20 protein-coding genes, 4 pseudogenes and 1 riboswitch are annotated in these 23,720 nt (G+C 55.3%); of the genes and pseudogenes, 6 read left to right on the top strand and 18 right to left on the bottom strand.

Features of this window, described 5'->3' with window-relative positions; translation table 11 throughout:
• Positions 1–58: 58 nt before the first annotated feature.
• From J3456_RS16040 to J3456_RS16020, 5 genes and pseudogenes are all read right to left on the bottom strand, one after another.
• The gene (locus J3456_RS16040; RefSeq protein WP_349581146.1) at positions 59–820 is read right to left on the bottom strand and encodes an ABC transporter ATP-binding protein; all 762 of its coding nucleotides are present in this window, start codon (positions 818–820) and stop codon (positions 59–61) included.
• Positions 817–1,875 (bottom strand): FecCD family ABC transporter permease, encoded by a 1,059-nt coding sequence (locus tag J3456_RS16035; RefSeq protein WP_349581145.1) that lies wholly within the window; start codon positions 1,873–1,875, stop codon positions 817–819. The genes J3456_RS16040 and J3456_RS16035 overlap by 4 nt, the downstream gene beginning before the upstream one ends.
• Positions 1,872–2,882: an ABC transporter substrate-binding protein gene (locus tag J3456_RS16030; protein WP_349581144.1), complete on the bottom strand. Its 1,011-nt coding sequence runs from the start codon at positions 2,880–2,882 to the stop codon at positions 1,872–1,874. The genes J3456_RS16035 and J3456_RS16030 overlap by 4 nt, the downstream gene beginning before the upstream one ends.
• Positions 2,883–2,984: 102 nt before the next feature.
• Positions 2,985–3,173: riboswitch (cobalamin riboswitch) on the bottom strand.
• 177 nt (positions 3,174–3,350) lie between these two features.
• Positions 3,351–3,746 carry an SEC-C metal-binding domain-containing protein gene (locus J3456_RS16025; protein ID WP_349581142.1) on the bottom strand — a complete coding sequence of 132 codons (396 nt, stop codon included), beginning with the start codon at positions 3,744–3,746 and terminating at the stop codon, positions 3,351–3,353.
• A pseudogene (locus J3456_RS16020) lies at positions 3,743–4,063 on the bottom strand (DDE-type integrase/transposase/recombinase); the annotation flags it as partial. The gene J3456_RS16025 and the pseudogene J3456_RS16020, both read right to left, overlap by 4 nt.
• A 59-nt stretch (positions 4,064–4,122) precedes the next feature.
• Between J3456_RS16020 and J3456_RS16015 the strand changes: the two are divergent.
• The 3 genes and pseudogenes from J3456_RS16015 to J3456_RS19445 all read left to right on the top strand — a co-directional run.
• Positions 4,123–5,387: pseudogene (locus J3456_RS16015) on the top strand (IS256 family transposase).
• A gap of 21 nt (positions 5,388–5,408) precedes the next feature.
• Positions 5,409–5,813 (top strand): DDE-type integrase/transposase/recombinase, encoded by a 405-nt coding sequence (locus tag J3456_RS16010; protein ID WP_349581255.1) that lies wholly within the window; start codon positions 5,409–5,411, stop codon positions 5,811–5,813.
• 254 nt (positions 5,814–6,067) lie between these two features.
• Positions 6,068–6,231, top strand: a pseudogene (locus J3456_RS19445) (helix-turn-helix domain-containing protein); the annotation flags it as partial.
• A gap of 770 nt (positions 6,232–7,001) precedes the next feature.
• Here J3456_RS19445 and J3456_RS16000 read toward each other — a convergent pair.
• From J3456_RS16000 to J3456_RS15985, 4 genes and pseudogenes are all read right to left on the bottom strand, one after another.
• Positions 7,002–7,712, bottom strand: coding sequence for an IS6 family transposase (locus tag J3456_RS16000; protein ID WP_349581139.1), 711 nt, complete (start codon positions 7,710–7,712; stop codon positions 7,002–7,004).
• Between the two features lie 83 nt (positions 7,713–7,795).
• Positions 7,796–10,288 carry a S8 family peptidase gene (locus J3456_RS15995; protein WP_349581138.1) on the bottom strand — a complete coding sequence of 831 codons (2,493 nt, stop codon included), beginning with the start codon at positions 10,286–10,288 and terminating at the stop codon, positions 7,796–7,798.
• 2 nt (positions 10,289–10,290) lie between these two features.
• Positions 10,291–11,283 (bottom strand): AAA family ATPase, encoded by a 993-nt coding sequence (locus J3456_RS15990; protein ID WP_349581137.1) that lies wholly within the window; start codon positions 11,281–11,283, stop codon positions 10,291–10,293.
• Between the two features lie 288 nt (positions 11,284–11,571).
• Positions 11,572–12,281, bottom strand: a pseudogene (locus J3456_RS15985) (IS6 family transposase).
• Positions 12,282–12,645: 364 nt separating this feature from the next.
• On the opposite strand from J3456_RS15985, the gene J3456_RS15980 reads away from it, so the two are divergent.
• On the top strand, positions 12,646–13,221 hold the full coding sequence (locus J3456_RS15980) for a hypothetical protein (RefSeq protein ID WP_349581136.1): 576 nt from the start codon (positions 12,646–12,648) through the stop codon (positions 13,219–13,221).
• 238 nt (positions 13,222–13,459) lie between these two features.
• Here J3456_RS15980 and J3456_RS15975 read toward each other — a convergent pair whose 3' ends face one another.
• The 5 genes from J3456_RS15975 to J3456_RS19440 all read right to left on the bottom strand — a co-directional run bounded on the left by J3456_RS15975 (position 13,460) and on the right by J3456_RS19440 (position 18,639).
• On the bottom strand, positions 13,460–15,727 hold the full coding sequence (locus tag J3456_RS15975; protein WP_349581135.1) for an AAA family ATPase: 2,268 nt from the start codon (positions 15,725–15,727) through the stop codon (positions 13,460–13,462).
• A 12-nt stretch (positions 15,728–15,739) separates the two neighbouring features.
• Positions 15,740–16,297 (bottom strand): PDDEXK-like family protein, encoded by a 558-nt coding sequence (locus tag J3456_RS15970; protein ID WP_349581134.1) that lies wholly within the window; start codon positions 16,295–16,297, stop codon positions 15,740–15,742.
• A gap of 87 nt (positions 16,298–16,384) precedes the next feature.
• A complete protein-coding gene (locus J3456_RS15965) occupies positions 16,385–16,858 on the bottom strand; it encodes a hypothetical protein (RefSeq protein ID WP_349581133.1) in 474 nt (157 codons plus the stop codon).
• 436 nt (positions 16,859–17,294) lie between these two features.
• Positions 17,295–18,356, bottom strand: a complete 1,062-nt coding sequence (locus tag J3456_RS15960) for a relaxase/mobilization nuclease domain-containing protein (RefSeq protein WP_349581131.1) — start codon at positions 18,354–18,356, stop codon at positions 17,295–17,297.
• A complete protein-coding gene (locus J3456_RS19440) occupies positions 18,295–18,639 on the bottom strand; it encodes a plasmid mobilization protein (RefSeq protein WP_502989517.1) in 345 nt (114 codons plus the stop codon). Before J3456_RS19440 ends, J3456_RS15960 begins: the two co-directional genes overlap by 62 nt.
• Positions 18,640–19,425: 786 nt before the next feature.
• On the opposite strand from J3456_RS19440, the gene J3456_RS15955 reads away from it, so the two are divergent.
• Together J3456_RS15955 and J3456_RS15950 are read left to right on the top strand one after the other, a co-directional pair.
• Positions 19,426–20,049 (top strand): hypothetical protein, encoded by a 624-nt coding sequence (locus J3456_RS15955; protein ID WP_349581130.1) that lies wholly within the window; start codon positions 19,426–19,428, stop codon positions 20,047–20,049.
• Positions 20,050–20,170: 121 nt separating this feature from the next.
• Complete coding sequence (locus tag J3456_RS15950) at positions 20,171–20,326, top strand: hypothetical protein (RefSeq protein ID WP_349581128.1); 156 nt, start codon at positions 20,171–20,173, stop codon at positions 20,324–20,326.
• A 165-nt stretch (positions 20,327–20,491) separates the two neighbouring features.
• On the opposite strand, the gene J3456_RS15945 is transcribed toward J3456_RS15950, so the two are convergent.
• From J3456_RS15945 to J3456_RS15930, 4 genes are read right to left on the bottom strand one after another with little or no spacing between them, the layout of a single operon-like run.
• The gene (locus tag J3456_RS15945; RefSeq protein WP_349581127.1) at positions 20,492–21,199 is read right to left on the bottom strand and encodes an SDR family NAD(P)-dependent oxidoreductase; all 708 of its coding nucleotides are present in this window, start codon (positions 21,197–21,199) and stop codon (positions 20,492–20,494) included.
• Positions 21,192–21,908: a GntR family transcriptional regulator gene (locus J3456_RS15940; RefSeq protein ID WP_349581126.1), complete on the bottom strand. Its 717-nt coding sequence runs from the start codon at positions 21,906–21,908 to the stop codon at positions 21,192–21,194. The genes J3456_RS15945 and J3456_RS15940 overlap by 8 nt, the downstream gene beginning before the upstream one ends.
• Positions 21,905–23,194 (bottom strand): TRAP transporter large permease, encoded by a 1,290-nt coding sequence (locus tag J3456_RS15935; RefSeq protein WP_349581125.1) that lies wholly within the window; start codon positions 23,192–23,194, stop codon positions 21,905–21,907. The genes J3456_RS15940 and J3456_RS15935 overlap by 4 nt, the downstream gene beginning before the upstream one ends.
• Entirely contained in the window at positions 23,187–23,708 is a 522-nt protein-coding gene (locus J3456_RS15930; RefSeq protein ID WP_349581124.1) for a TRAP transporter small permease subunit, read from the bottom strand. Before J3456_RS15930 ends, J3456_RS15935 begins: the two co-directional genes overlap by 8 nt.
• Between the last annotated feature and the right edge of the window lie 12 nt (positions 23,709–23,720).

Raw genomic sequence — 23,720 nt, 5'->3', positions numbered from 1 at the left:
GTATCCGATGGAAGGTAGCAGGGCGATCAGTGCGGTCAGAAGGCGCATGGGCGATCCTTTAAAGGGCATGAGAAAAGTGGAGGCGTGGCGAGCCGTCCGGAGCGGCATGGCGCATGGCCGCCACGCCGAAAACTTCGGCAAGCAGCGGCTCGCTCAAAACCTCGGTCGGAGTGCCGGTGGCGAAAAGGCGACCACCGCTGAGCACCCCGATACGGTCGCAGGCCGTGGCCTGGTTCAGATCGTGCAGCGCGACGACGCGGGTTATCGGCAGGCTCCCGACCAGATCCAAGAGCGAAAGCTGATGGCGGATGTCGAGGTGGTTGGTGGGCTCGTCGAGTAGGAGGAGATCGGGTGTCTGCGCAAGCGCGCGGGCTATGTGGACGCGCTGCCGTTCGCCGCCCGAGAGGGTATGCCAGAGACGATCGGCGAACGTGGTCATCTCCACCGCGCCAAGGGCGTCCGACACCGCAGCATCGTCGACCCCGCTCCACCCGCGCAGAGGCGAGAGGTAGGGCGTCCGCCCCAGTTCAACTGCTTCGCGGACAGTCAGGCGATCCGTTGTGTCGGCCTGCTGCTCAACGAAGGCGATGCGCTGCGCGCGCGTTCGCGTCGGTATTTTCACAAGATCGGCACCTTCAGCCAGCACGCGCCCGACAGAAGCCCGTTGCAACCCGGCGAGACAGCGCATCAGCGTCGATTTGCCCGATCCGTTGGGGCCGATCAGGCCGAACATCTCACCAGGCTCGATCCGGAGAGTGATATCTTGAAGGAGCGGCGTGCGGTGCACGCGCGCTGACAGGGCCTGCACCTCGATCCTCATCGCCGCGCACCTCTAACGAGGATCAGCGCAAAGGCCGGCGCGCCGACGAGCGCGGTCACCACTCCGATGGGCAGGACCTGACCCGGGACTATGACGCGGCTGATCACATCGGCTGCGACAAGGAACACTGCCCCGGCAAGGGCAGATGCGGGCACCAGGCGATCGTGGCGCGTGCCTACGAGAAAACGCATGGCATGGGGGACGACCAGCCCGACAAAGCCTATAGCCCCCACCTTCGAGACGAGAACGCCGACCATGATCGCGGTCGCGGTGAACAGGCTACCGCGCAGGGCTGGCACGTTGATCCCGAGCGACGCCGCGCCGTCCGCCCCGAAGGTGAAGGCATCAAGCCCGCGCCGGTGCCAGAGGCAAAGGCCCACCCCAGCAAAGGAGACCAGCGTGCAGGCTGTGACATCTTCCCATCGAATGCCAGAGAGGTTGCCCATCAACCAAAACATGATGCCGCGCGCCTGCTCTGCGTTGGCCGAGCGGGCAATGGTGAAGGCCGTCAGCGCATTGAACATCTGCGATCCGGCAATGCCCGCAAGGATGATCGCGGCCGCAGCCTGTGTGGCGCGGCCGCCACCGGCGCCTCCGCTCACGGCATGGGCCAGGACCACGACGCACCCGAATGCCAGAAGCGCCCCGGTCAGTGCCCCCAACGACATGGAAATCACGCCGCCGCCGACGCCCGCAACCGTTACCAGAACCGCGCCGGTCGAGGCTCCCGCCGAAAGGCCCATAAGGTAGGGGTCGGCCAGCGGGTTTCGCAGGAGCGCCTGAAGCACAACGCCTGTCAGCGCCAGCCCCGCCCCGCAACAGGCGGCGACTATGGCCCGAGGGAGGCGATAACTCCAGATGATCCCCGCCTCAATTCCGTCCACGGGATAGCTTGCGCCCCAAAGGTGGTTCGCCAGCGTTTGAAGGACGGTGACGAACGACAGCCGTGTCTCGCCGATAGCCGTCCCGGCGAGAATGGTGAGACCGAGGATCAGGGGCGCCGCCCACAGGCCGCGCCCCGGCGCGACCCGTGGCGGCGCGGCCACCATCGTCATTCGAACGACATCTCCGAGAGCGCCTCGGACAGCGTCTCCAGCCCGTAGATCGAGCGCATCGTCGCGCTCATCGCATGGGCGTCGATCTGCACGATCCGCCCCTCCTGAACAGCCGTCATTTGGCTTGCCACTGGATCGTTGCGTAGGAACTCCAGCTTTTTCTCGACATCATCGGCCGGAAAGCGGCGGCGATCCATATAGGCGATGACGATGATGTCCGGATTAGCGCGGGCGATGCTCTCCCAGCCGACCGTCGGCCACTCCTCGTCCGAGTCGATAACGTTCGTGATGCCGAGAGCGCCCATCATGTAGCCCGGCGCGCCGAGCTGACCGGCGACATAGGGATCGATCTCCAGATCGGCCGAGGAAAACCAGAATACCGCCGACAGTTCGTCCGGCAAATCGGCCCCTTCGGCCCGGGCGATCGCTTCGGCCTCGACGGCCTCGAGCTCTGCGACCCGCGTTTTGCCCGCGTCCTGCACGTCAAAGATCGCCGACAACTCTCGGATGCCTTTGTAGACGGACGCCGTCTCGAAGGCGCCCGTCCGCGTGCCGTCCCCGCCGGTGGAATTGTCCTTGGTGTCACAATCGGCCGGCATGATGTAGGTGGGGATGCCGATGTCGTGGAACATCTCGCGCGTTCCCACGATCCCGCTTTCGCCGACGTGCCATTCGTATTGCACGGCGATCAGACCGGGTTCCTTCGCGACTACGCTTTCAAAGCTGGGATCGTTGTCCACCAGCCGCTCAATCTCCGCGTTCACTTTGGCGAATTCAGGCAGAACCGGGTTGAACCAGACTGAAGTGCCCGCGACCTTTGGCGCGAGGCCAAGAGAATAGAAGATCTCCGTCGCAGACTGGCCAATGGTCACGGCACTGTCTGGAGCGGCATCGAAGGATATTTCGACACCACAATTCGTGAGATTGAGGGGGTAGTTTGTTTCCTGCGCTTGCAGGGGAAGTGCAGCGCTGGCCACCAAGGTGGCTGCAATCAAGGTCTGTCTCATCCGATCCGTCCCGTCAGATAGGGCCGTCAGGGGCAAGACGTGAAACAGAATAGGCCAAGACGACCACGTCGAGTTTCCCGCCCCGGCACACCCCGTCCGGTCGTGGTTTCATGTCCGTCGGCAGGTCTCCTGACTGGCGGGTTACGGCACCTCTCGCCTTCCCGGGATATTCCCAGTGGCATTCGAGAGGCACTCGCCGCCTACAGTTGCGGGGGCAGTTCCGTTTACCGGCCTAGGCCGGAACGGATTCCCTTTCAATTCCCGAAGGAAACCGACGCCGAGATCAGTTGCAGAATCTCCGGCCCGCCGCAAGCGCATTATGAGTGGGCCTGCTGCCAGTCGTATGTTGATCGCCATAGCTGCCGTTCGGCCTTTCCGCAGCATATGGAAATACGGGCTCAATCCTGACCTTAGCTGCGCAATACCCCAAGATCGGCTTAAGACTGGTAGAAGCCTAAGCGTTCCAACTCAGTGTCGGCCGCAGCATTTCTTGTATTTGCGCCCCGACCCACAGGCGCATGGATCGTTCTGCCTTGGCCGGGGGCCTGCCTTGAACGGCATACCGAGACCCATTTTGGAATCCAGAGGTGAAAGCTCAGGGCGAGATTGATGGAGTATTGTAGCGACGCAGTTTGGGATCAGATCTGGTGCCTCCAGGTCGATCTCGTCGATCTCCTCATTGGTGAACTTACTTTGGCCGGTATAGATATCTTGAAGCGCCATCAGGAAGATCATCGTCTCCCGCGTCTCTTCGTCGGCTTGATCGAGAAGTTGGTTCCAAGCTTCCGGCCGTAGCCGCATGGCGGGGACTGTTGCATTGTTTACGTGAGGCCGGGTTGGGGCGATGTAGGTTTCCCGGATCATGCGTCGGCAAACAACTGGCTGATGAATTTTATCTTCCCTTGAACGCCTGGTTGCTTGTGATGGATGTTGTCGCGTTTGATAGTTCTGATCGTCTCATTCCCGCTCAGGGTCGCTTTGGCTGATCGCAAGGATCGAAAGCTTTGTCGGTAGCCGAGAAGCCGTTTCATGGCTGCGTGATCGCTCTCGATGAGATTGTTGCACCACTTTCTGTCAATGTGTCGGATGCTGTCAAAATGTGGATCATAGCGATGATTGATTTCGCGAATGACGCGTCGATAGGTCTGCGCTTTGTCGGTCACGATTGTCACAGGCCGGTGCGGGACTGTCCTGAATTTTGTGCTCTGGCGTGGTAACTGCTCTATACGGAGACCCACGTATGAGCATCGACAAAGAACTATTAGACCAACTGATGGAAGGCCGGTCATCTGGCGACCTATTCGGCAAGGAGGGCATTCTTGCTGAGTTGACCAAAGCATTGGCAGAACGCGCTTTAACGGCTGAGATGGAGGAACATCTTGGGGAAGAACGCGCCGAAGGTGTCGCGGAGGGTCAGAACCATCCGCCCAATCGTTGTAATGGCAGCAGTCAGAAGACTGTGACCACCGACAGTGGGAAAGTCATCTTGGACATTCCGCGCGACCGCAACGGCACCTTTGATCCGCTGTTGTTCGCCAAGTATCAGCGTCGTTTTCCCGAGTTCGACCGCAAGATCGTCAGCATGTATGCACGCGGTATGACGACCCGTGAGTTCCAAGGGCACATCGAGGAGATTTACGGCTTTGAGGCATCACCCAGCTTGATATCGGCGATCACTGAGGCCGTGATGGACGAGGTCACCGCCTGGCAGAGCCGGCCACTGGAACCCTGCTATCCCGTGGTGTTCATGCCCTCTCGGCAGCATCCTGCGGATGCGCCTGCCGGGTAATAGACGCGATCCGCGTCAACATCCGCAGTGATGGAGCGGTCTCAAACAAGGCGGTCTTCGTGGCCTTGGCGATCCGTCCAGACGGCACCCGGGACGTTCTGGGGCTGTGGTTCCAGGCCAACGAGGGTGCCAAATTCTGGGCAAAGGTTCTGAATGATCTACGCCACAGGGGCGTTCAGGACATTCTGATTGCCGTCGTCGACTGCCTCAAAGGCTTCCCCCAGGCCATTGAGGCGGCTTTCCCGGAAGCCCAGGTTCAAACGTGCATCGTTCATTTGCTGCGCCACTCTATGAGCTTTGCCAGCTACAAGGACCGAAAGGCCGCGGCGACAGGCCTGAAGGCGGTCTACACCGCCTTGGACGTCGAAGCAGCAGAGGCTGCGCTGGCCGAGTTCGAGGAGAGTGATCTGGCCAAGCGCTATCCGGCCATTGCACCGAGCTGGCGCAGAGCCTGGAACGAGGTGATCCCGCTTCTCGACTACCCGCCCGAAGTGCGCCGACTGATTTACACGACGAATGCCATAGAAGCCCTGAACTCGAAAATCCGGCGTGCGGTGCGAACCCGCGGCCACTTCCCGAGCGATGAGGCGGCGGCGAAGTTGATCTACTCGGCCCTCAATGCTACTTCCGTCGAGTGGAAGCGATCTGTGCGTGAATGGCACCGCGTTAAAAGCCAACTCGCCATTATGTTCGAAGAACGCTTTCCCATGGCGTAACTAAAGGCGCCAGGGCACAAAATTACGCACACTCCCCTCACCGCTCGCAGAAACGCCAACGCAGCAAGGGCATTCATGCGCCAGGCAAGTGAAACAGCGCGGTGCTACTATCCCATGACAATAGTCACGGACAAGGCGCACAGCTATGCAAAAGTGATTGAGGAAATGAACTTCGGTAACGGGCCGGATGAAAGGATCCGGCACGTTGACCGGAAATACCTCAATAACCGGATCGAAGCTGATCATGCCGCGCTGAAACAGCTCCTGAGGCCGAAACGGAGCTTTAGAAAACTCACCGCCGCCGAGAACACGCTGAAAGGCATCGAAACCCATCGCGCAATCAAGAAAGGTCATTTTGCGAACAATGAGCCTGGCATCTTGAACGAGATCGCCTTCGTTGCAAACCTGTTTGATGCGGCAGCTTGATAGGCGGCCGGTTCAAATTTCTTGCACAACGCGGACTAATGCAACAGAGCCCTTAGGGTGCATTTGCAAACGGGCTGGCAGGGAAACCAAGTCCCAAGTGGAGTGTCCACGACCTCCTAAACAAATCCGTCTCCGTAATCAAACCCGCAATACATTACATAAGTATGATTATAAGTTTACATATTGTAGCCGGGTGGATTCACAAATGAAGTGCGAATTTTGTATTGAAACAAAACCTTGCATGGAGTTGACCAATGGGACGCTGCTACCCTCGCCTGAAACTTGAAAAACACCTCAGCTGGCCAAATGGCTTGAGGCGAAGATGCCTGTTGAAGAGATCGCTGACAATCTGCCATGCGCACCCTCGACAATCTATCGCGAGTTCAGACGAAATTACTTTTCTGATACCGAGCTTCCTTAGTTGAATGGCTATCACGCGGTGAATGCTGCCATAGCCTGAATGGCATCCACGCTTCTGCCTGATCGATTGCCGCGGTTATGCGAATTGCTCGGGCGCGTGTGTCATCCGCCAATAGCGTTTCTTCACATCTGAAAAAAACTTTAATCCAGCTTTAAACACCTTTTAGTACGTTCAGATTAGAGAAGAGCAAATACATTTAGTCTTTGCCTCTTCTTCGAAAATTTGAAACTCAAAGGATTACTAGAATGTATATATTTATAACTGCGCCAAGTTTGACAAAAAGATATGTGCGCTGAACACACGTATGAAAAGTTTGCGAGCCGAATTGGAGCGGGAGCAAGCAGCAGAACGCGCTTTGGCCCTTGAAGCGCAGAAACGGGCAATCCCTGGTTTCTTAGAATGCAGGGGTCTCGATGCCAAATGGGTAAAAATCGCAAAGCTTCAACACAGTCTGATGTTACTGGAGGATCAAAAAAACCACCTAGAGGATTCATTTATGTCGAACTTAGCAGCAGCACTTAAGCGGGTAAATAGAACCGCGGTTAGGCATACTATTAACCCTGCCCGGCTGATCGCCGCTGCACATGAGAACGAGCGTGAATTGGTTTCAAGTGGTATCCGGGTCAAAAACAGAGCAGGAACGCAAGTTGAATATCGGCCACCCGGTAAAACCAGTCAATATTTTCAAATCGGACGGCACATCACCACATCTATTGGGCTCTGTTGCATTAGTCCGCGTTGTACAAGAAATTTGAACCGGCCGCCTATCAAGCTGCCGCATCAAACAGGTTTGCGACGAAGGCGATCTCGTTCAAGAAGCCAGGCTCATTGTTCGCAAAATGACCTTTCTTGATTGCGCGATGGGTTTCGATGCCTTTCAGCATGTTCTTGGCGGCGGTGAGTTTTCTAAAGCTCCGTTTCGGCCTCAGGAGCTGTTTCAGCGCGGCATGATCAGCTTCGATCCGGTTATTGAGGTATTTCCGGTCAACGTGCCGGATCCTTTCATCCGGCCCGTTACCGAAGTTCATTTCCTCAATCACTATTGCATAGCTGTGCGCCTTGTCCGTGACGATTGTCATGGGATAGTAGCACCGCACTGTTTCACTTGCCTGACGCATGAATGCCCTTGCTGCGTTGGCGTTTCTGCGAGCGGTGAGCCGAAAATCGATCAGCTGCCCGTGTTGATCGACAGCCCGCCACAGGTAGCACCAACGGCCATTCACCCGGACGTAGGTCTCGTCCACATGCCACTGCAGCCCGCGCCAGGAACGATGCGCACCGTAGGCTCGTTTCCGGATCTCCGGTCCAAATTTCTGAACCCACCGGTAGATCGTCGCCGCATCAGCCGTGATCCCGCGTTCGGCCAAAAGATCCCGCACATCACGGTACGACAGTGGGTATCGGCAGTACCAGCGAACCGCCAGAAGGATCACATCTCTAGGAAAGCGGTGTTGTTTAAACGGATCTCGGCGCGACATGTGGCCTCCTCCTACATCAGTGCGGAACAGTGTTGCGCTTCGTAGAAGCTAATGCAACACAGCCGGAACGGACACCTAAGGGCTTATCGAACAGCGATTTCTGCCTGAGCAGCGATAGGGACAGCCGCTGCGATACTGACTGGCGTGTATAAATCAACCCCGTCACTTTGAATGCTCATGATGAGAGCATAACGCGCAGGCGTCTCAAGCTTTTTTAATCCTGGTCGCGTGCGCCACCAACCGGTTACAGGGTAGACACATAATTGATCACGTGCGGCTAATTCAACTGCGGGCCCTTCCCACAAGTCAACGTGCAATGAACCAGCTGAAACAGCGTCAGGGCCAAACATCCAACCGCTGTCAGACTCGCGGCGCACTGTTGCGCGCTCAAATTCAGCATTGGTATGAGATTGGAACTCTCTTAGGCTTTCACCGCGCCGTTTGAGATCGAACCTGAGGCCATGTGATCGATATCGAGCAGGGTCAATTCTAGCATCAAAGCTTGGGTTTGGTTCGATGAAATATGAGAGTGCCACCTTGAGGCGCAGCATGCGATTATCAAGATTTTCGAGAATGGATTTCGGCCAAGGCAGTGGATAGTAATGCGCGTCCCCGAACCTGACACCGCTTGCGCCAGAACGTGCAAAGGGCTGGATTGTATCCTGCGCAATCATGGCGAAATCGTCTTCTGCTGATCGCATCGCACGATAGAGTTTGGGCACACCATATCCAAACCGGCGTCGGGGAAAACGGCGCTCTCGCAAACCTTCAACGTTGTCGAGCTGCGCTCGCATGCGCGGTGTCCATTCTCCGCTATGAGCCATCAAGGCGCGGACGGTTTCGGGCCAATAGGTGGGAAATGCCGCTGTCAATTGAGCGGCCATACGCGCAGCGGCGGCCGTGGCAGCACTTGTGGCATTGAAGGGTGTCAAAGCTTGCCTGCCGCCCTTTCCCGTCGTCAAAACAGACAAAGAAGGAAGCTTGTCCATAACGGGTTCATCGTAAGGACTAAGCGCGCGGTTTCCAGCTTCAAAAACAACGTCAGGCTTTACAGGCGACCGACTTTCCGACCACGACACACTATTACGCGCAATTGGGGAAGGGTCGCCAGCGGCACCGATAACAGTCCAGTCTTGATAACCTGCCTCGGCTATCTGATCAAAATTAGTATAGCCGCCGACGGTGATCGCGTTCCAAGCTTGGGATGGATCTTCGCCTGCGAAGTCATCCGGGTTCCTATTATCACCCTTTGCCACCCCCATTTGCAGGTTTCCTATGGCCTGTATGATCAAGCGGCGTGGGGCACCATCGCTGTCACCATCCTGTGTTGCAGATGATATTTGATCTAGGGCTGCGCTCCACCGGGATGGTCCGTCCCCGGGTCGATCCTCGTTTGTGACAGCGCAACAGATTACGCGGTTTCTGTCTGGAGCCCTACCTTCTGCCAAACTAACAGCAGATGACGTTACAGCGCCGTAATTGACAGGATCGTGCCCGGGCCATCCGGCAGGGGGAAGGACCTTCACAGTTTCAAGTCGATGACTGAGGATTGGCTCAATAAGATCCGCCATGGGCGTAGTGAGATCCCCGAGTAAGGCTAGACCCGCCATCCCGGTGCCGTGACCACCGGGATGGCTGTCATCGACTCCCCATCGTTCATCAAGCGTTTGCGTGTCGATAGCAGAAAGAGCTGGTTCGAGTAACGGGTGCGCGCGATTTGCTCCGGTATCAAGAATGCAGACGGCCGGCACATTTGCTCCTGGCCATGTGATGCGCCTGGCGAGATCGTCGATAAGATCGTCTTGATAGTCTCTCATATCGTCCATGATGACTGATGGATTATCGCGCGCCACGCCGATCTCTCCGATTTCACCACGTCCGCCCCAGATCATCATTTCGATCTGCAGCCGTGTTGCCAGAACCGGCACAACGATCGCCTCGGGAAACCGTGCCCACCTGTCATCATTTGCAACTGTGGCCCCGAGTGACTGTGTGAGTTGGGCAGCAGACGCCTCAAATCCTCGGGCACACCAGAGCGCCCACCAAATTGCGGCATCACCGGAAGTGGGAAGAAGCTCTTGATCATCTCGCCATAGCTCTTCGAGCCGCGTTGCTCGAATGGACTCAATGGGCTCTGCCAGAGAAGCTCTAGGAGGATTCCCTTTAGGCGTTCGTTCGCCGTTTACATATTCATCAAGCAGCTGACTCAAGATCTCACGGCCACGGGGCGATACATGAAAAGTAATTGTGCGCGCATCGTTTGCCGCGACTTGTACTGTGCCTTGTCGCACTTCAGGTCCGAGAGCCGCTGGTGCCTTGAGCTCGCGATGGGAGCGTGCCAGCTCAACGGTCAAGTATTCACCCTCAGGTGCAGGCAAATTGTCCGGCAAGGGAGGGCTCTGGGCACGCATTTGAGCAATCTGCGAATAAGCCGCGTCCATTTGCTGTTGGAGTCGTTGGCCGTGTTCACGGCGTTCACGAGCTGGCTTCGTTGATCTGGCCGAGCTGTTTGACTTATAGTCAAACTTAACGCGTCGACCAGATATGTCGATATGAGGCTTGTTGTAATCCGCCATGGTTACTTTGCCTTCGCAAACACGGCTTGAGCAGCACGGCGTGCGTCAAGATGTGTCTTCAGCTCCGACGTATCAACCGTCATTTGCTCGGCCAAAATCGCCTCTTTAGCAGCTTCTTCCGACGCGCGTGCAATTTCAGCTTGGCTGAGACCATTCGCGGCTCTCCCGATGGACCGCCAATCGACCTTCGAAGGCTTTAGTGGTCTTAAGTGCCGGAGAACCAAAGCGCGAACTTGCTTTTGACTTGGCATATCAAACGGCAAAATCTCATCAAAACGTCGAACAAGTGCGGCATCAAGCAAGCTGGGGTGGTTGGTAGCACCAACTATGAGGCTATCGGTGCTAGTCGGTTCTTCCATAAACTGGAGGAAGCTGTTGAGAACACGCCGCATTTCGGCAACGTCATTGTCTGTATCACGATGCCCACCAACGGCATCAAATTCATCAAACAAATAGAGACCGCGGCGCTTCAAGGTTTCATCAAAAACCATACGAAGTTTGGTCGCGGTTTCTCCGAGATACCGTGTGATCAGACCTTCTAGCCGTACCACAAAAAATGGCAACTTCAGTTCTCCAGCGAGCGCTTCTGCTGTCATAGTTTTTCCAGACCCTGGAGGACCCGCAAACAATACTTTACGAGACGGTGAGCGGTCGTGCGCCCGCAGACGTTCACGGCTGTTTTGCTGTCTCACGACAACATTGAGGCGGTCTTCTAAATCAGATGCTAGGACGACGTCGCAAAGGCGATATCTTGGCTCGCGCATGTCCAAAAGTCCGTCCAAGTCTCCGCGCGGTTTGGAAAAAGAGATTGGAACATGTGGCTTGTCTGCCCCGCCACGAATCTTCTGAACAGCATCGCGTATTGCATCGGCTGATGATTGACGCCCCTGACGCGCTTCGCCTGCAGCAACCTGCAGGGCTACCGATAAAAAATGCTCTTCATCACCGACAGCGCGGCTGTTTAGCATGGAAAGAATTTGGCGGGCGTTGGACATTGTTTGCTGCTCATTCTGCTGTAAAATCTTAGACCAGACTTCGCGTAAGGGCCAGTCAAAACAGTAGGGCGTGATGGTGCCGATATCTGACGGAGCCGTAAGTCCTAAGGCACAGCTTTCTGCGGCACCACAAGATACAGGTGGCTCAAGGCTGTGCCCGATGGAAAACGCAATATCTTTAGAGTACCTGAATGTGCAAACATGACCCAGCCGGGCATCCGAGATAGCGTTCCAGGTGGCTCTGTTGCATTAGTCCGCGTCGTACAAGAAATTTGAACCGGCCGCCTATCAAGCTGCCGCATCAAACAGGTTTGCAACGAAGGCGATCTCGTTCAAGATGCCAGGCTCATTGTTCGCAAAATGACCTTTCTTGATTACGCGATGGGTTTCGATGCCTTTCAGCGTGTTCTTGGCGGCGGTGAGTTTTCTAAAGCTCCGTTTCGGCCTCAGGAGCTGTTTCAGCGCGGCATGATCAGCTTCGATCCGGTTGTTGAGGTATTTCCGGTCAACGTGCCGGATCCTTTCATCCGGCCCGTTAACGAAGTTCATTTCCTCAATCACTTTTGCATAGCTGTGCGCCTTGTCCGTGACTATTGTCATTGGATAGTAACACCGCGCTGTTTCACTTGCCTGGCGCATGAATGCCCTTGCTGCGTTGGTGTTTCTGCGAGCGGTGAGCGAAAATCGATCAGCTGCCCGCGTTGATCGACAGCCCGCCACAGGTAGCACCAACGGCCATTCACCCGCACGTAGGTCTCGTCCACATGCCACTGCAGCACGCGCCAGGAACGATGCGCACCGTAGGCTCGTTTCCGGATCTCTGGCCCAAATTTCTGAACCCACCGGTAGATCGTCGCCGCATCAGCCGTGATCCCGCGTTCGGCCAAAAGATCCCGCACATCACGGTACGTCAGTGGGTATCGGCAGTACCAGCGAACCGCCAGGAGGATCACATCTCTAGGAAAGCGTTGTTGTTTAAATGGATCTCGGCGCGACATGTGGCCTCCTCCTACATCAGTGCGGAACAGTGTTGCGCTTCGTAGAAGCTAATGCAACAGAGCCGCGGCAATTGTTTCCAGCCGGTTTGGCAACAGAAGCATATGGTAAATCGATCCACTCTACGCACAGTATCCATTTTCTGATCCTCCGTGGGCAGCATGCAATATCATTACCCCTTAGGCCTCCTGGATTTGTCATACCGCTAGCTAAAATTGATATAACTCACAGGCCCAATGTATTATTCCTCGTGCTTTCATCATTCTTTAAACAGCTTCATGTATATCTTTTTGTGAGAGTTCCAGAAAAGAATAACGCAATTATTGGATACTTCTCATAAGGAATTTATTATGGAGATAATTTTATATGACGACCTACCCAATTATAACAAGCCGTAAAGCCGACAATAAAATACTCAAACTCGAATTTGAGATCGAGCTGGGAGAAAAAGTACTGGCAGCGGCCCAAGAAAAAAAGCGCTGGCTGGATAATTGGCAACCCGAACATGTTGCGAACCTCCAGGCTGAATTAGAACAGAAAAAACTCGAAAAGCATCAGATCAACACGGCCGGTAGAGCAGAAATGACGGCAGTTCTGAACCATGTGAACGGAAAAGCCAGGGCCTGGACGATCTGCCCCAACAGGCTCATTAGCATTGCTCATGACTGCGAGGAATTGCTCGATACTCGCGGTATCAGGGTCAAGAATCGGGCTGGAACTTTGGTGCGATTTCGCCCGGCGGGAAAGTCTTCTGCGCGCTTACAGATCGGCAGAAGCATCACAACTTACGTTGTTCTGCGCCGCGTGCGCGACGGCTGGCGACTGATGCACGCTCAACGCGATTATTGTTTCATAAATCAACGGGCGTTTAGAGAAGTGATTGTGCGGCCTGCGGCACATGATGATATAATCCGCCATGCGACACGAGGCTTCAGAGTCTGAGATGTGCCTCCAATAGAAACGCCACCCGAGCGCCCGACGGCATGAGTGTTATGCCTATCCACATCAGAAGAGGCACGGTCGAAAAGCACCCCTCTCGTTGCGTTGGATCGGCCACCTCCGGGACGCTCTCAAGGATCAGCCGGAGACGCTTCAAGTATTGGGTTGCACAGAGGAGCCCCACAAATTGGTGGACAGCGGGAGCCCAAAGGGCTCCCGCCAGCCAGTCGGAAAGTTGCAATTACGAGGTGTTGTGCAGGCATTCTGGCTGGCGTGTCGTGCCTACGGAACGAAATAAATCTCTGGAAAGTTCATCCAAATCCCTCCCTGTCAGCTCTCTTCTGGAAATCAGCTCAGCTGCGATCCGCTTCAGACTATGTAGGTTTTCCTCAAGCAAACTGCTGACAGCCACTTCTGCATCCTGCAGCGTCGCCCGGAGCCGCCGCTGCGTCCTGATGGGGAGCCTGTCAAAATCCACTTGGCTCGCATCCCGCCAAACTAAGTCAGCGCCGCCGAACGACCAGTTCAAGTCCATCTCCAGCGCAAGCCTGGTTGCCTGCGCAAGATCGCTAGCCGCCCCAAGCCCGGCTCCATTGGCCGCCTCGCCCAACACCAAAGTCTCGGCCGCGCGGCCTGCAAGACACATTTTGAGTTTGGCCTCTGCCAACCGAGGAGTGATCGTAGGCAAAGGAGCTGGCTCAACATGTCCACCCCGAGCCGTCATCCAAGCCCTAACAGGAGTCGGCAAGGGAGACAGTAATGCCGCGAGAAGATGCCCTGCTTCGTGGATGGCAACACGGTGCATCAAGGCCGGTTCAAGAGGTGGCGCGACTTGGTATATGGCCGCTTCCAGATGTCGCTGGAGCAACCGCGTCCGATCCATGCGCGCGCGGCTAAGCGCATCACGCGCGATTGCCTCCGCGGTGGCGCCGGGCTCGCCGAGGAGGCGGTCTGCAATTGAGCCCAGATTCAAATCAGAGCCATCCTCGACCTTCAATTTTGCAGCGAGAATTCCCACAAGTCCGGCGCGGTTTGGCAGCGGGATCTCCAGCTTCACATCGAACCGCCCACTACGGATGACTGCCGGATCCACGATGTCCAGATGGTTGGTCGCACCGAGCAGGATCAGACCCTCAATATCTGCTGCACGATTGATTTGTTCCAGCAATCCATTAACCACTCCCCGCAGGTACCCGTCGTTCTGCCCACCAGAAGAGCGATCGGAAAAGCTGTCGATTTCATCGATAAACAGCACCGCAGGTGCTTGTTGAGCGGCGCGCTCGAAGGCGGCTGAAAGGGCCGCAAGCATATCGCCCTGATGCCCGTGTCGCTGGCAGTCGGAATATGATGTTGCGATAATTGGAATCCCGGCAGAACCAGCGAATGCATGCGCGAGCATCGTTTTTCCCGTGCCCGGAGGACCGTACAATAGCACGCTCCGTGTCATTTCGGACCACGTCGCCCTGCCCGCGCGCCACTCGTTCAGATCAGCCAGCATTTGCTCTAAAGGTCTTGCTGCACCCCCAAGTCCTTGGACATCCTTCAGGGTAGTAGAGGACCCTGACCTTTGCGCTGCTGTGATCTGCGAAAGGCGATCCGCCACACGTAGAGTCGTCGCTTCCTCGAAAGCCGCACAAATTTGCAGGGGCTCTAACCGCCGAAGCGCGGCCGCATCTGGCAGCCGTTTCAGCAACTCATCATCAGCGAGCTGCCGGGTATTGCTATGTGTGCAACGCAGTGTCTCCACAATTACTGCGGGAGAAATCCCCCCCCATCGAAATTCCTGGTGAACAAGGCTTTCTTGCTCTGCCGAGAGCTGGTTTTTCGCGCTACAGATCGCCAGAACGGGGACATGCCGCATCAGACTTTTATCGATTGCCTGTCGGAATTTCGGAACCGAGCGTTTCTGATCTCCGGCTACGATGCTTGAGCCGCTATCATAGATATGGTGGGCCGCCTGCTGGCTTGACGGACCGGGCGGCCTCCTTTGCCAGTGCGTCAGAACTTCGGAAGCAATGCTTTCAAGCTGTGACCGCATCATGTTCGATGGACAGAGGATTAAGGTAAGGCCCCCCGGTCGAAAAACCTGTGCCAGCGCCTGTTCGTCCTTAATCATGGCGCACATCGAAATAGCCGCCAAAAGAGCGGCAGGACGAGGTTTGATCTGCCAAAGAGGCGAAACCTCCATGTCGGCACAGGCAAAAGGATCTTCACCGTCTGCCAACAACCGCTCGATTTCAGCGAGTGTCATGGCTTCTGCCGCAGGTGGCCCCTCAATACCATTGGGGCTACGCCTCACATCATTTTCAAAAACTTGGCGCACAGGCTGCTGAAGTAGATCAACAGATGCTTCTCCGTCAGCCTCCTCGTCTCCATAATCATAAAAACGTTCTGCATTCGATTTCCACTCCGACAAAGCGCTTTCGCGCAGCGCAGCGACGGTAGAGCGCGCGAGGTCAGCAGAAAATTTGCTCGGGAACAGTGGCGATTGGCTTAAAAGTTCAGTCATAGCACTCTCCGCTCAATAGCAAAACGGCACAGGGCCGACGGGGGCTGGGGCCATCTGGTCGACCCCAAGATCTGCCAACGCACTCTCGAAGCTCGATCCCGGCCTCCGTCTCAGCACCTCGATTTCGTCGATTCCAATGATCTGCGACCGCCGGCGATCCGCGGTAAATTTCACCACATTCTCTGACAAGCAAACGAGCGCCAGTAGATCATAGTCATCCTCCGCATAGCCACGAACGCCGCCCGGGGAGCGGTGGTATCCGCGCGAAATGTTGAAATTAAAGCAGTTCGCGCGCGGTCTTGTCGCCGTTTTGACTTGAACACGAAGAACACCTTGGCTGAGAAATACCAGACAGTCGAAAGGTAGATGCTCCGCCACGCTTACGCTTTGTACGCCGACGCTCAACAGGACGCTTTCAACGAGCAGCTCGCCTGCGCGGCCAAACTGCTTGCCATGGTATCGCAGGGCATCAGTATCAATCTGAGGAAACTGAAGTAGGTCTTGAGGTGGCTCGCTCAAAGGGGCGTGAAACACCTCTTCGAACCCAGCCAAAAGCGGTTGATGTGTCATTTTATTCATCCTTTAGTGGCAATAGATCACCCGCCCGGCCGCCGCTGCGGCGCCGGTCAGGGACATAAATTTGAGAAGGGTGAAGGCTTATGCGTCGGGCGTGAGACCGAGATCGGATCCAGCGCTATCTGCGTCTGCGCGGTCGGCCATTTGCACTAAACAGAGTTCTGCTTCCTCAAGCATAAAATGAATGCGAGGCTCCGCAGGTTTCTGCATAATTTTTGCGAGTTTAATGCGTGCCGCCTCAAGTTCGGCTGGCGATCCGGCACGAATGGCGCGGTGGATCACCCCCGCGGCGCGACACAGCAGCCGATCGGCGGGCCTGCGTGTCCGGAAGGTCGCCAGCATGGTGGCATCCTCCGCAAGGCCTTGCCAGACCGCATCGGTCTCGCTGCGCCAGTCGAACCCACCTGGCCAGTCTGAATCGTCAAAAAAGACTTCCTCATCGAGCGTGGACTGCAAGTTGCTGACCAAGCGCTCGAACATGAGAGAGTGTGGGGAGGCCGCAAAACTTTCGCCTGTCGCTCGCTCAATCGGATCGTTAAAATAGTCTTTAGGCATAATGATCTCCTAATTAGATCGTTGTGATTAGAGCGGGGTGAGGGCTGCAACCCTTGCCTCGCTTGCTTTATTATGATATCATTATATTAATAAGTCAACCCTTAATTCGAGGAACTATTGCAAAATGGTAAAAAAAGGCCGCCCTCCTGTCGATTCATCTGGAATTATGCTCAGACTTCATAACGATATCATAAAAAAAATAGACGACTTTCGGAAAGAGGAAGACGACTTGCCGACACGACCGGAAATGATCCGCCGAATGATAAAAGATTGGATCGAAGATAAAGAAAATATGAAATAGAGAATATGATCTCGCAAAAATATGAAATTGAGCCTCCGCTTGGAGCTACAATCGATGTTCGAAATGCTCTGGGCTCCTTACTCTGACTGCTTCTCGATACAGCGGGGGTGGGAAGCACGGCGCCTTGAGGAGCCGCTAGGTGACATCCGGAAATTCATCGTCCGGTTCCGGTCCCGATCCATCATCAGGACCGGGCGGCGCATTCTTAGTGATGTTACGAGCGCGATAACGCTCAATGGCCTGATGTGCCTCTCGCCCGAATTCCCTCACGCGCCGAACCGCCTCTTCATGGTTGCCAGCAAGCCTTAGCTCTTTGCTTTCCGGCCCCTGATCGATAGCCCACGGGGGGCGTGGCACGTGAGCGAACGCGCCCTGAGGACCGCTAAGCTGCAAGCCTTTTTTCGCCAAATTGGTCAAACTATAGCCCTGCCCCAAGCTGCGCTGCCCATATTGGCGGCCACGAAACCAAAAATGAACATAGGTTGTGCCATCTGCTGCCTGTTCGATCATCATGTCGATGCCTGCCTCGGCCAAGACCGTCCTCAATTGCGCCTCGTCGGGCGTCTTAGCCAGCGCCTCATCAATCGACGTGCGTATCAAGTCTTTATGAGAAATGCCGTCTCTCCTGACAGCGTGGAGCTCCTTCAGCGATCGAGCCCGCTGATGTGTCAACTGCCTGGCCTTATCCACCACATGGGAAGACGGGGTGGGCGCGAGACCAAATTGAGTTTCGATTTTACGCAGCAGCAGCTCGCTGCGCCGGTAGTCAAAAGTGTCAGAGACTGCTGTACCGTCGAGGCGGATACGGGAACCGATGATATGGATATGAGCGTCATGAAGTACGATCATATAATTCTCGATCTGCATCCCCTCGCACCAAGCCCGGCCAATCGCAGCCCACTCAGTACGCGACAGTTCTCGGTCGTTTAAGGACACGGAAATCGACACATGGTAAAGATGGCGCTTAAGTCTCGGTCGCAGTTTGGCAACCTCGCCGAGGAACTTAATCGCCGTGTCGGGCCGCTTGCCGATCGTGCTACCAACGACCGCAACCTGGCCCCGTTCGCGCCCGGCGTGATCAAGAGGCCTCAGTAGATAGCGAACTGTTGATGCCGCCCGACGCGGGCGAGAAATCTTAGCAATCCCCATCGCCGGTCCCGCCTCTGAGAATGGCAAGCCGAAGGGCATGTAGATCATCCTCAACTTCGCCGAGAAACTTCATGACTTCCCCGCGCTTAAGCGTGCCATGCGTCGCGACGTGCTGGATATAGTCACCGACAATATCAGCAATCCGGCTCAGCTGTGCGAGGGTTTGTTTCTCAGCAGACTGCAATGGCGCACGTGATGTTTTACCCAGTATATGCCTCCGGATGTAATCGGAAAGCGACCGGCCAGCCGCGCGCCTCGTGAGCGCGTCTCGTTCATCTTGCGTGACACGCGCCGTTATCGTTCTTATTTTATTACTACTCTTTTTACTCATCTCTGCCTCCCGTTGAGAGGCGCAATCAGAGCGAGCGTATTACATCGACATTGCTTGCCCGCCAAGATCGGCCTCAAAAAGGCAAGTGGTTGGGAAACCTTAAAATCGTGGAAAAGAACTCAGTAAAGAGCCACAGCAAGCCAAGCAGCTACAAAACAGGGCCCAACACATCAGCGCCGCGCCCGAACATTTGTCCTACATTTATTGGTCAGAAACATCTGAGAGCCAACCTCAGGCTATGGCACCATATCATATATAGATAAGCGCGCGACTGGCTTTAAGCGTGACGGACACTGGGTCATTTTAGGCGCCCTACTTTATGAACAACCGCGACCATGCACGCCAAAAAAAAGGACCGCACGCGCATTGCGGTGTAGCAGACCCGGCAGACCCGGCAGACCGTCCGCACTGTTGGCACAGAGATGAAGCCCTCCTTCCAACGGTAGGCGCGTCAACGGTGACATCCTGGCAGGCTTCCAAAAGCAGGACAGCGTTCTTCAGCCTTCGTCCTTGCTGAGGCCATTCTGCAAAAGAAGCAAACATGAATGTTAAAAATAATAGGTCTGAACCGCCATGCCTATTTCGGAAGCAATCCGGTTCAACTGGAGGTCATACAGCGATGCTCCAGTCAGAGATTTTGCAAAAAAGGGTCTCCAAAAAGAATATCTCTGGTTATTTAACCAGCCTTTAATCGACTCCTGGTACACCTTTACTCGAGCTGTTCAGCAGTGCCCACCGGCGCTTTGCAGGCTCACTGAATGATTATATCAAAGGAGTTTTTTAATCATGAACATCAAGATCACAAGCGCAGAAATAGACAGAAAAATCGCGCGTCTTAAAGCGGATATCTCCAGAATCCAAAACCGGTTCCCCGTGCTAGAATCAAATTTGAGCACGCGCGACAGTCAGGCTGTTCCTGCCGGCGCCGTCAAACCTGATACCGTCGGTGCCAAAAAGTTCGCAAAACTCACGGTCGAACTCAATCAAAAGACCCAGCTCCTGAAAGAGCTCGAGGAAGCCTTGCGCGCCCCACTGGTTGCCCATCTTAAGCTGATCAACGGCAAGGCCAAAACTTACACGATGGATGCTGACGATGTGATCTACTACGCCTTCGAGAAAGAAGAGAATTTGAAAGCGAGCGGGGTCACTGTAAAGAACCTCGTTGGAGCGGAGGCGTGGCATCGGCCCGCAGGCAAGTCGGGCTGCAATGCCCATGCAAAAGCATCTGGTCCGAGCATTACCACTTACATCGAAATACGCCGTGTGGCCGACGGGTGGAGGTTGGTTCACGCTGAGCGCAGTAAGTGCTATGTCAACCAAAATGCCTTTGAGAAAGTTATCGTATCGCCCGCAGCAAACGATAATATCATCCAAAAAGCCACAAAAAATATCACCGTTCGAACCTCCTAACGGGTCAGAAAAAACGGCAATTCCTAAGACCAAAGATGCGTCCATTCTCTCCCTGCAGGGGCGCATCTGCTTAAGCAACATTGTTTGAAGGCATCAAGGTGAAATTCTATAAAAAGGCGCCATGCTCAAACTGCTGCATGTAGATGAGCATGCTGATCTTCTGGAAATGGCGAAGATGCCGGTCGCCCATGGTTGTACGGTTCGCAATACCATACCCTTAGCAAAGACCTCATCAGGATGGGATGAGATCACGCATCATAAAACTACTATCTTCTAACAAGTGCCGCACTTGTGGGTAACGCGTGCCCATCAATCTCTGAGACAACTTTTAGGGTTAATTATGTAATGAATTTCTAGCCGGCCTCGTTGCATACGGCACGTGCAAGCGTATCTATGGTGTATAGAGCAGCAAAATGTACGCTCCTCCGTCAAGGTGTAAAACTTAGAAAATATGAGAAATACTCGCACCGCCGTCCTGCGAAATAACCTGTCCTGAAACAAAACTAGCGTCGTCGCAGGTCAATAACATTGCCATCCCCGCAACTTCTTTCGGGGTCACTTTACGTTTCGCCGGGGTGACACTTACCCAATCAGATACAAGTGTGACGTCTGAGGGAACCATTCCTGCTGAGACCGCCCCAGGTGCGAGCGCGTTCACCCGAATCCCGTATTCGGATAGCTCAGTTGCCATCACTCGCGTCATGGCCTCGATCCCAGCTTTTGACGCGCCATATGCCAGACGCCCCCGCACGGCGTATTTCGCATGAATCGAAGACATCAGGAGAATACGCCCGCCCCCGCTGACCATTCGGGAAGCGACCTGCTGAGCAATCCGAAAGCTGCCCAACAGATTGATGTCGAGAACCTCGGAAAACTCGACATCAGACATTGTTAGAAACCCATTTGCACGAAAAACTCCGCCCGAGTGGATCAATACATCGATACCGCCCAAAATCTCCGTCGCCTTGTCGACCGCTTGGGCCACCGAACCGGGATCCGCAAAATCAACGGCAATCCAGGGCGCGCTGTCACTCTTCACCTGATCGAGGTTCACTACCTTGTCCCCGCGGGCCAATGCCGCCGATACGATGGCCGCCCCCAAGGCGCCGCTGCCACCGGTTACAACAGTGCGCAACGCAGGTTTAGTCAATTTTCACATCCGTTTGCAGTTGAAACCTATTGGGGTCGAATGTCGCGACTGAGATCTCCATCAGAATGCCTTTCCGATCATATAGCTGGGCAACGATCTGCAGCGCTGGCGCACCGGGCTCAAGCCCAATTACCTCAGCCACATCGCCTGGACAGTGGATGGCCTGCGCGGATTGGCTCACACGCCCGACAGCAAGGTCAAATCGTTCTTCTATGATGCGAAATATAGAAGGCTCGCTTTGCTTCAGTACGTGTTCGATTCCAGCGTAGCGCGCAGGAACATAGATCCGCGTGCTGTTGAACGGTTTTGCCTCTCCCGGCAATGTACGGGTGCCATTGATTTCTAGCCAATGACCGGTCTCGCTGTCGTATCCATGCAACTGGGGAACTGCGTCTGTCTGCACGGTGGTGGTTCCGCTAAGAGCAAGATCGGTGTCCCGCCCTAGGCTTAGAAGCTCGTGCAGACCGGTTGTGCTCATGTTGAATAGCGACTTGGGCCGATCGGCGATGATGGTCGTACCCGCGCGCTTTTTGCGCTGCAAAACGCCCACCCGTTCAAGCTCCGCAAACGCCAGTCTAAGGGTGGAACGGCTGACGCCCAGTTCTGAAGCATAGTCAGCTTCGGGCGGCAGTTTTGCGCCCACGCGCAGCTTGCCTGACTGGACCTCCATCAGGATCGCCTCGACCAGCTGTTGGTGCAGGATTGTCATTGCAATGTCCTAGGCAACCACAGCGCCAGATCGGGGAACACAGCAAGCAGCAGCGCAAAGCCGAGCAAGATGCCAAAAAACGGCAGCGCGGCCCGTGCGATGGTGCCGATGCTCTCGCCTGTCTGGGATTGAATAACAAACAGATTGAAGCCGATTGGCGGAGTGATCTGGCTGATCTCGACGGCAACGACGACGAAGATACCAAACCAGATCGCATCAAAGCCAGCTGCGGTAATGAGCGGCAATGTGATCGGCAAGGTCATCACAATGATAGATGTGCCATCAAGAAACATACCCAGAACTGCGTAAAAGATCAGCAACACCACAATCAACGCCATCGGTGACAGTCCAAAACTTCCGATTTGACCTGCTATGGCCTTGGGTATCCCCAGAAAGCCAAAAGCAGAATTCAAAAGAGCCGCCCCGATCACGATCAATCCGATCATAGCAGATGTGCGCACGGCGCGCCGACCTGCGCCAAGCATCGCACGCCAACTGAACCGTCCCATCAAAACGGAAATCAAGACAGCACCGAGAACCCCCAGTGCAGCCAATTCGCTCACACTGGCAAATCCCAGATAAAGCGCACTCATAATCGTCCCGATCAGTATGACGATTGGACCAATATCACGCAGACCGCGCAACAGATCGCGCCCGCTGGGACGATCAACAGCAGGTTGGGTTCCCGTGATGGTCTGATGTGCCGCGATATAGAACATATAAAGGGCCGCAAGCGTCAGACCCGGAACCACGCCTGCGATGAACAGCTCTAGGATAGATTGCTCGGCCACTACGCCATATATGATCATGATGATTGAGGGCGGGATCAAGAACCCCAGCGTGCCGGCTCCTGCAAGTGAGCCCATTGCAAGTTGCCGGTCATATCCACGCGCTTGCAACTGAGGCAGGCTGACGTTGCCAACAATGGCCGTCGTCGCAGCGGACGACCCCGAAACCGCAGCGAAGAGTGTGGAGCCAACGACGTTGACGTGAAGCAAGCCTCCCGGCAACCGTCCAACCCACGGTGCCAGGCCCGAAAAGAGGGACCTGCCCAGTCCCGCGCTCACCAGAACTTCACTCATCAAGATGAACAGCGGCAGCGACAAAAGCGGGGTTGGGATCAAAGCGCCCCAAATCACACCGCTGCTGAAAATCTCCATTGGAATATTCGGCTTAAAGATCGACAGCAACAGATACCCCGTCGCGAACAGGGACAGACCGATCCAAACGGAACCCGCCAGCAGGGCAACAAAAAGCAGACAGGTAACTATTGCGATTTCAAACATCTGCTTGTTCCTTGTCAGCGTCGCGCCATTCATATGTGCGGTCGGTTGAACGCCGGATCAGCCGCGCCAAAAGATCAAGCCAAAGCTGGGCAAAGCCCCACAGTACAAACAACTGGGGTATCCAGAGCGGCGTCTTAGAAACCGACGTGGCTAATATGTTGCGCTCGAAAGAGGCTGAGGTTTTAGTCCACATCGCAAAAACAACTACTGCCACAATGAGCAAAGCAGCCAGATTGGCCAGCACATCCAACCACTTGGTGGCCCCTGCAGGCAGCTTTTCGGTAACAACCGTGATCCGTACATGCACCGCCGTGCGGATTGCAGGTCCTGAGGCCAGCGCAAAAATCGCGGCCATCGCGTATTGGCTGTATTCCCATGTGAACGAAAAGCTTTGCGCCTGCGCACGGGCAACGACCTCGGTCAGCATCAAAATGCAATAGCCGAAAATCAAAGCAACGGCAGCAAGCTCGGCCAGTCGCGACATACGGTCGATGAGGAGCAGGAAACGGGTCATGACAATAGAGAC

It is taken from the genome of Sulfitobacter sp. NFXS29 (assembly GCF_040148765.1).
In the GTDB taxonomy this organism is placed as follows: Bacteria; Pseudomonadota; Alphaproteobacteria; order Rhodobacterales; family Rhodobacteraceae; genus Sulfitobacter.
This window is presented reverse-complemented; position numbering and strand designations above follow the sequence as displayed.

Bases quoted from the DNA above. Each gene is read 5' to 3' on its own strand.
- J3456_RS16040 (WP_349581146.1), bottom strand. From the start codon at position 820: ATGAGGATCGAGGTGCAGGCCCTGTCAGCGCGCGTGCACCGCACGCCG.
- J3456_RS16035 (WP_349581145.1), bottom strand. From the start codon at position 1,875: ATGACGATGGTGGCCGCGCCGCCACGGGTCGCGCCGGGGCGCGGCCTG.
- J3456_RS16030 (WP_349581144.1), bottom strand. From the start codon at position 2,882: ATGAGACAGACCTTGATTGCAGCCACCTTGGTGGCCAGCGCTGCACTT.
- J3456_RS16025 (WP_349581142.1), bottom strand. From the start codon at position 3,746: ATGATCCGGGAAACCTACATCGCCCCAACCCGGCCTCACGTAAACAAT.
- J3456_RS16000 (WP_349581139.1), bottom strand. From the start codon at position 7,712: ATGTCGCGCCGAGATCCGTTTAAACAACACCGCTTTCCTAGAGATGTG.
- J3456_RS15995 (WP_349581138.1), bottom strand. From the start codon at position 10,288: ATGGCGGATTACAACAAGCCTCATATCGACATATCTGGTCGACGCGTT.
- J3456_RS15990 (WP_349581137.1), bottom strand. From the start codon at position 11,283: ATGTCCAACGCCCGCCAAATTCTTTCCATGCTAAACAGCCGCGCTGTC.
- J3456_RS15980 (WP_349581136.1), top strand. From the start codon at position 12,646: ATGACGACCTACCCAATTATAACAAGCCGTAAAGCCGACAATAAAATA.
- J3456_RS15975 (WP_349581135.1), bottom strand. From the start codon at position 15,727: ATGACTGAACTTTTAAGCCAATCGCCACTGTTCCCGAGCAAATTTTCT.
- J3456_RS15970 (WP_349581134.1), bottom strand. From the start codon at position 16,297: ATGACACATCAACCGCTTTTGGCTGGGTTCGAAGAGGTGTTTCACGCC.
- J3456_RS15965 (WP_349581133.1), bottom strand. From the start codon at position 16,858: ATGCCTAAAGACTATTTTAACGATCCGATTGAGCGAGCGACAGGCGAA.
- J3456_RS15960 (WP_349581131.1), bottom strand. From the start codon at position 18,356: ATGATCTACATGCCCTTCGGCTTGCCATTCTCAGAGGCGGGACCGGCG.
- J3456_RS19440 (WP_502989517.1), bottom strand. From the start codon at position 18,639: ATGAGTAAAAAGAGTAGTAATAAAATAAGAACGATAACGGCGCGTGTC.
- J3456_RS15955 (WP_349581130.1), top strand. From the start codon at position 19,426: ATGAACATCAAGATCACAAGCGCAGAAATAGACAGAAAAATCGCGCGT.
- J3456_RS15950 (WP_349581128.1), top strand. From the start codon at position 20,171: ATGCTCAAACTGCTGCATGTAGATGAGCATGCTGATCTTCTGGAAATG.
- J3456_RS15940 (WP_349581126.1), bottom strand. From the start codon at position 21,908: ATGACAATCCTGCACCAACAGCTGGTCGAGGCGATCCTGATGGAGGTC.
- J3456_RS15935 (WP_349581125.1), bottom strand. From the start codon at position 23,194: ATGTTTGAAATCGCAATAGTTACCTGTCTGCTTTTTGTTGCCCTGCTG.
- J3456_RS15930 (WP_349581124.1), bottom strand. From the start codon at position 23,708: ATGACCCGTTTCCTGCTCCTCATCGACCGTATGTCGCGACTGGCCGAG.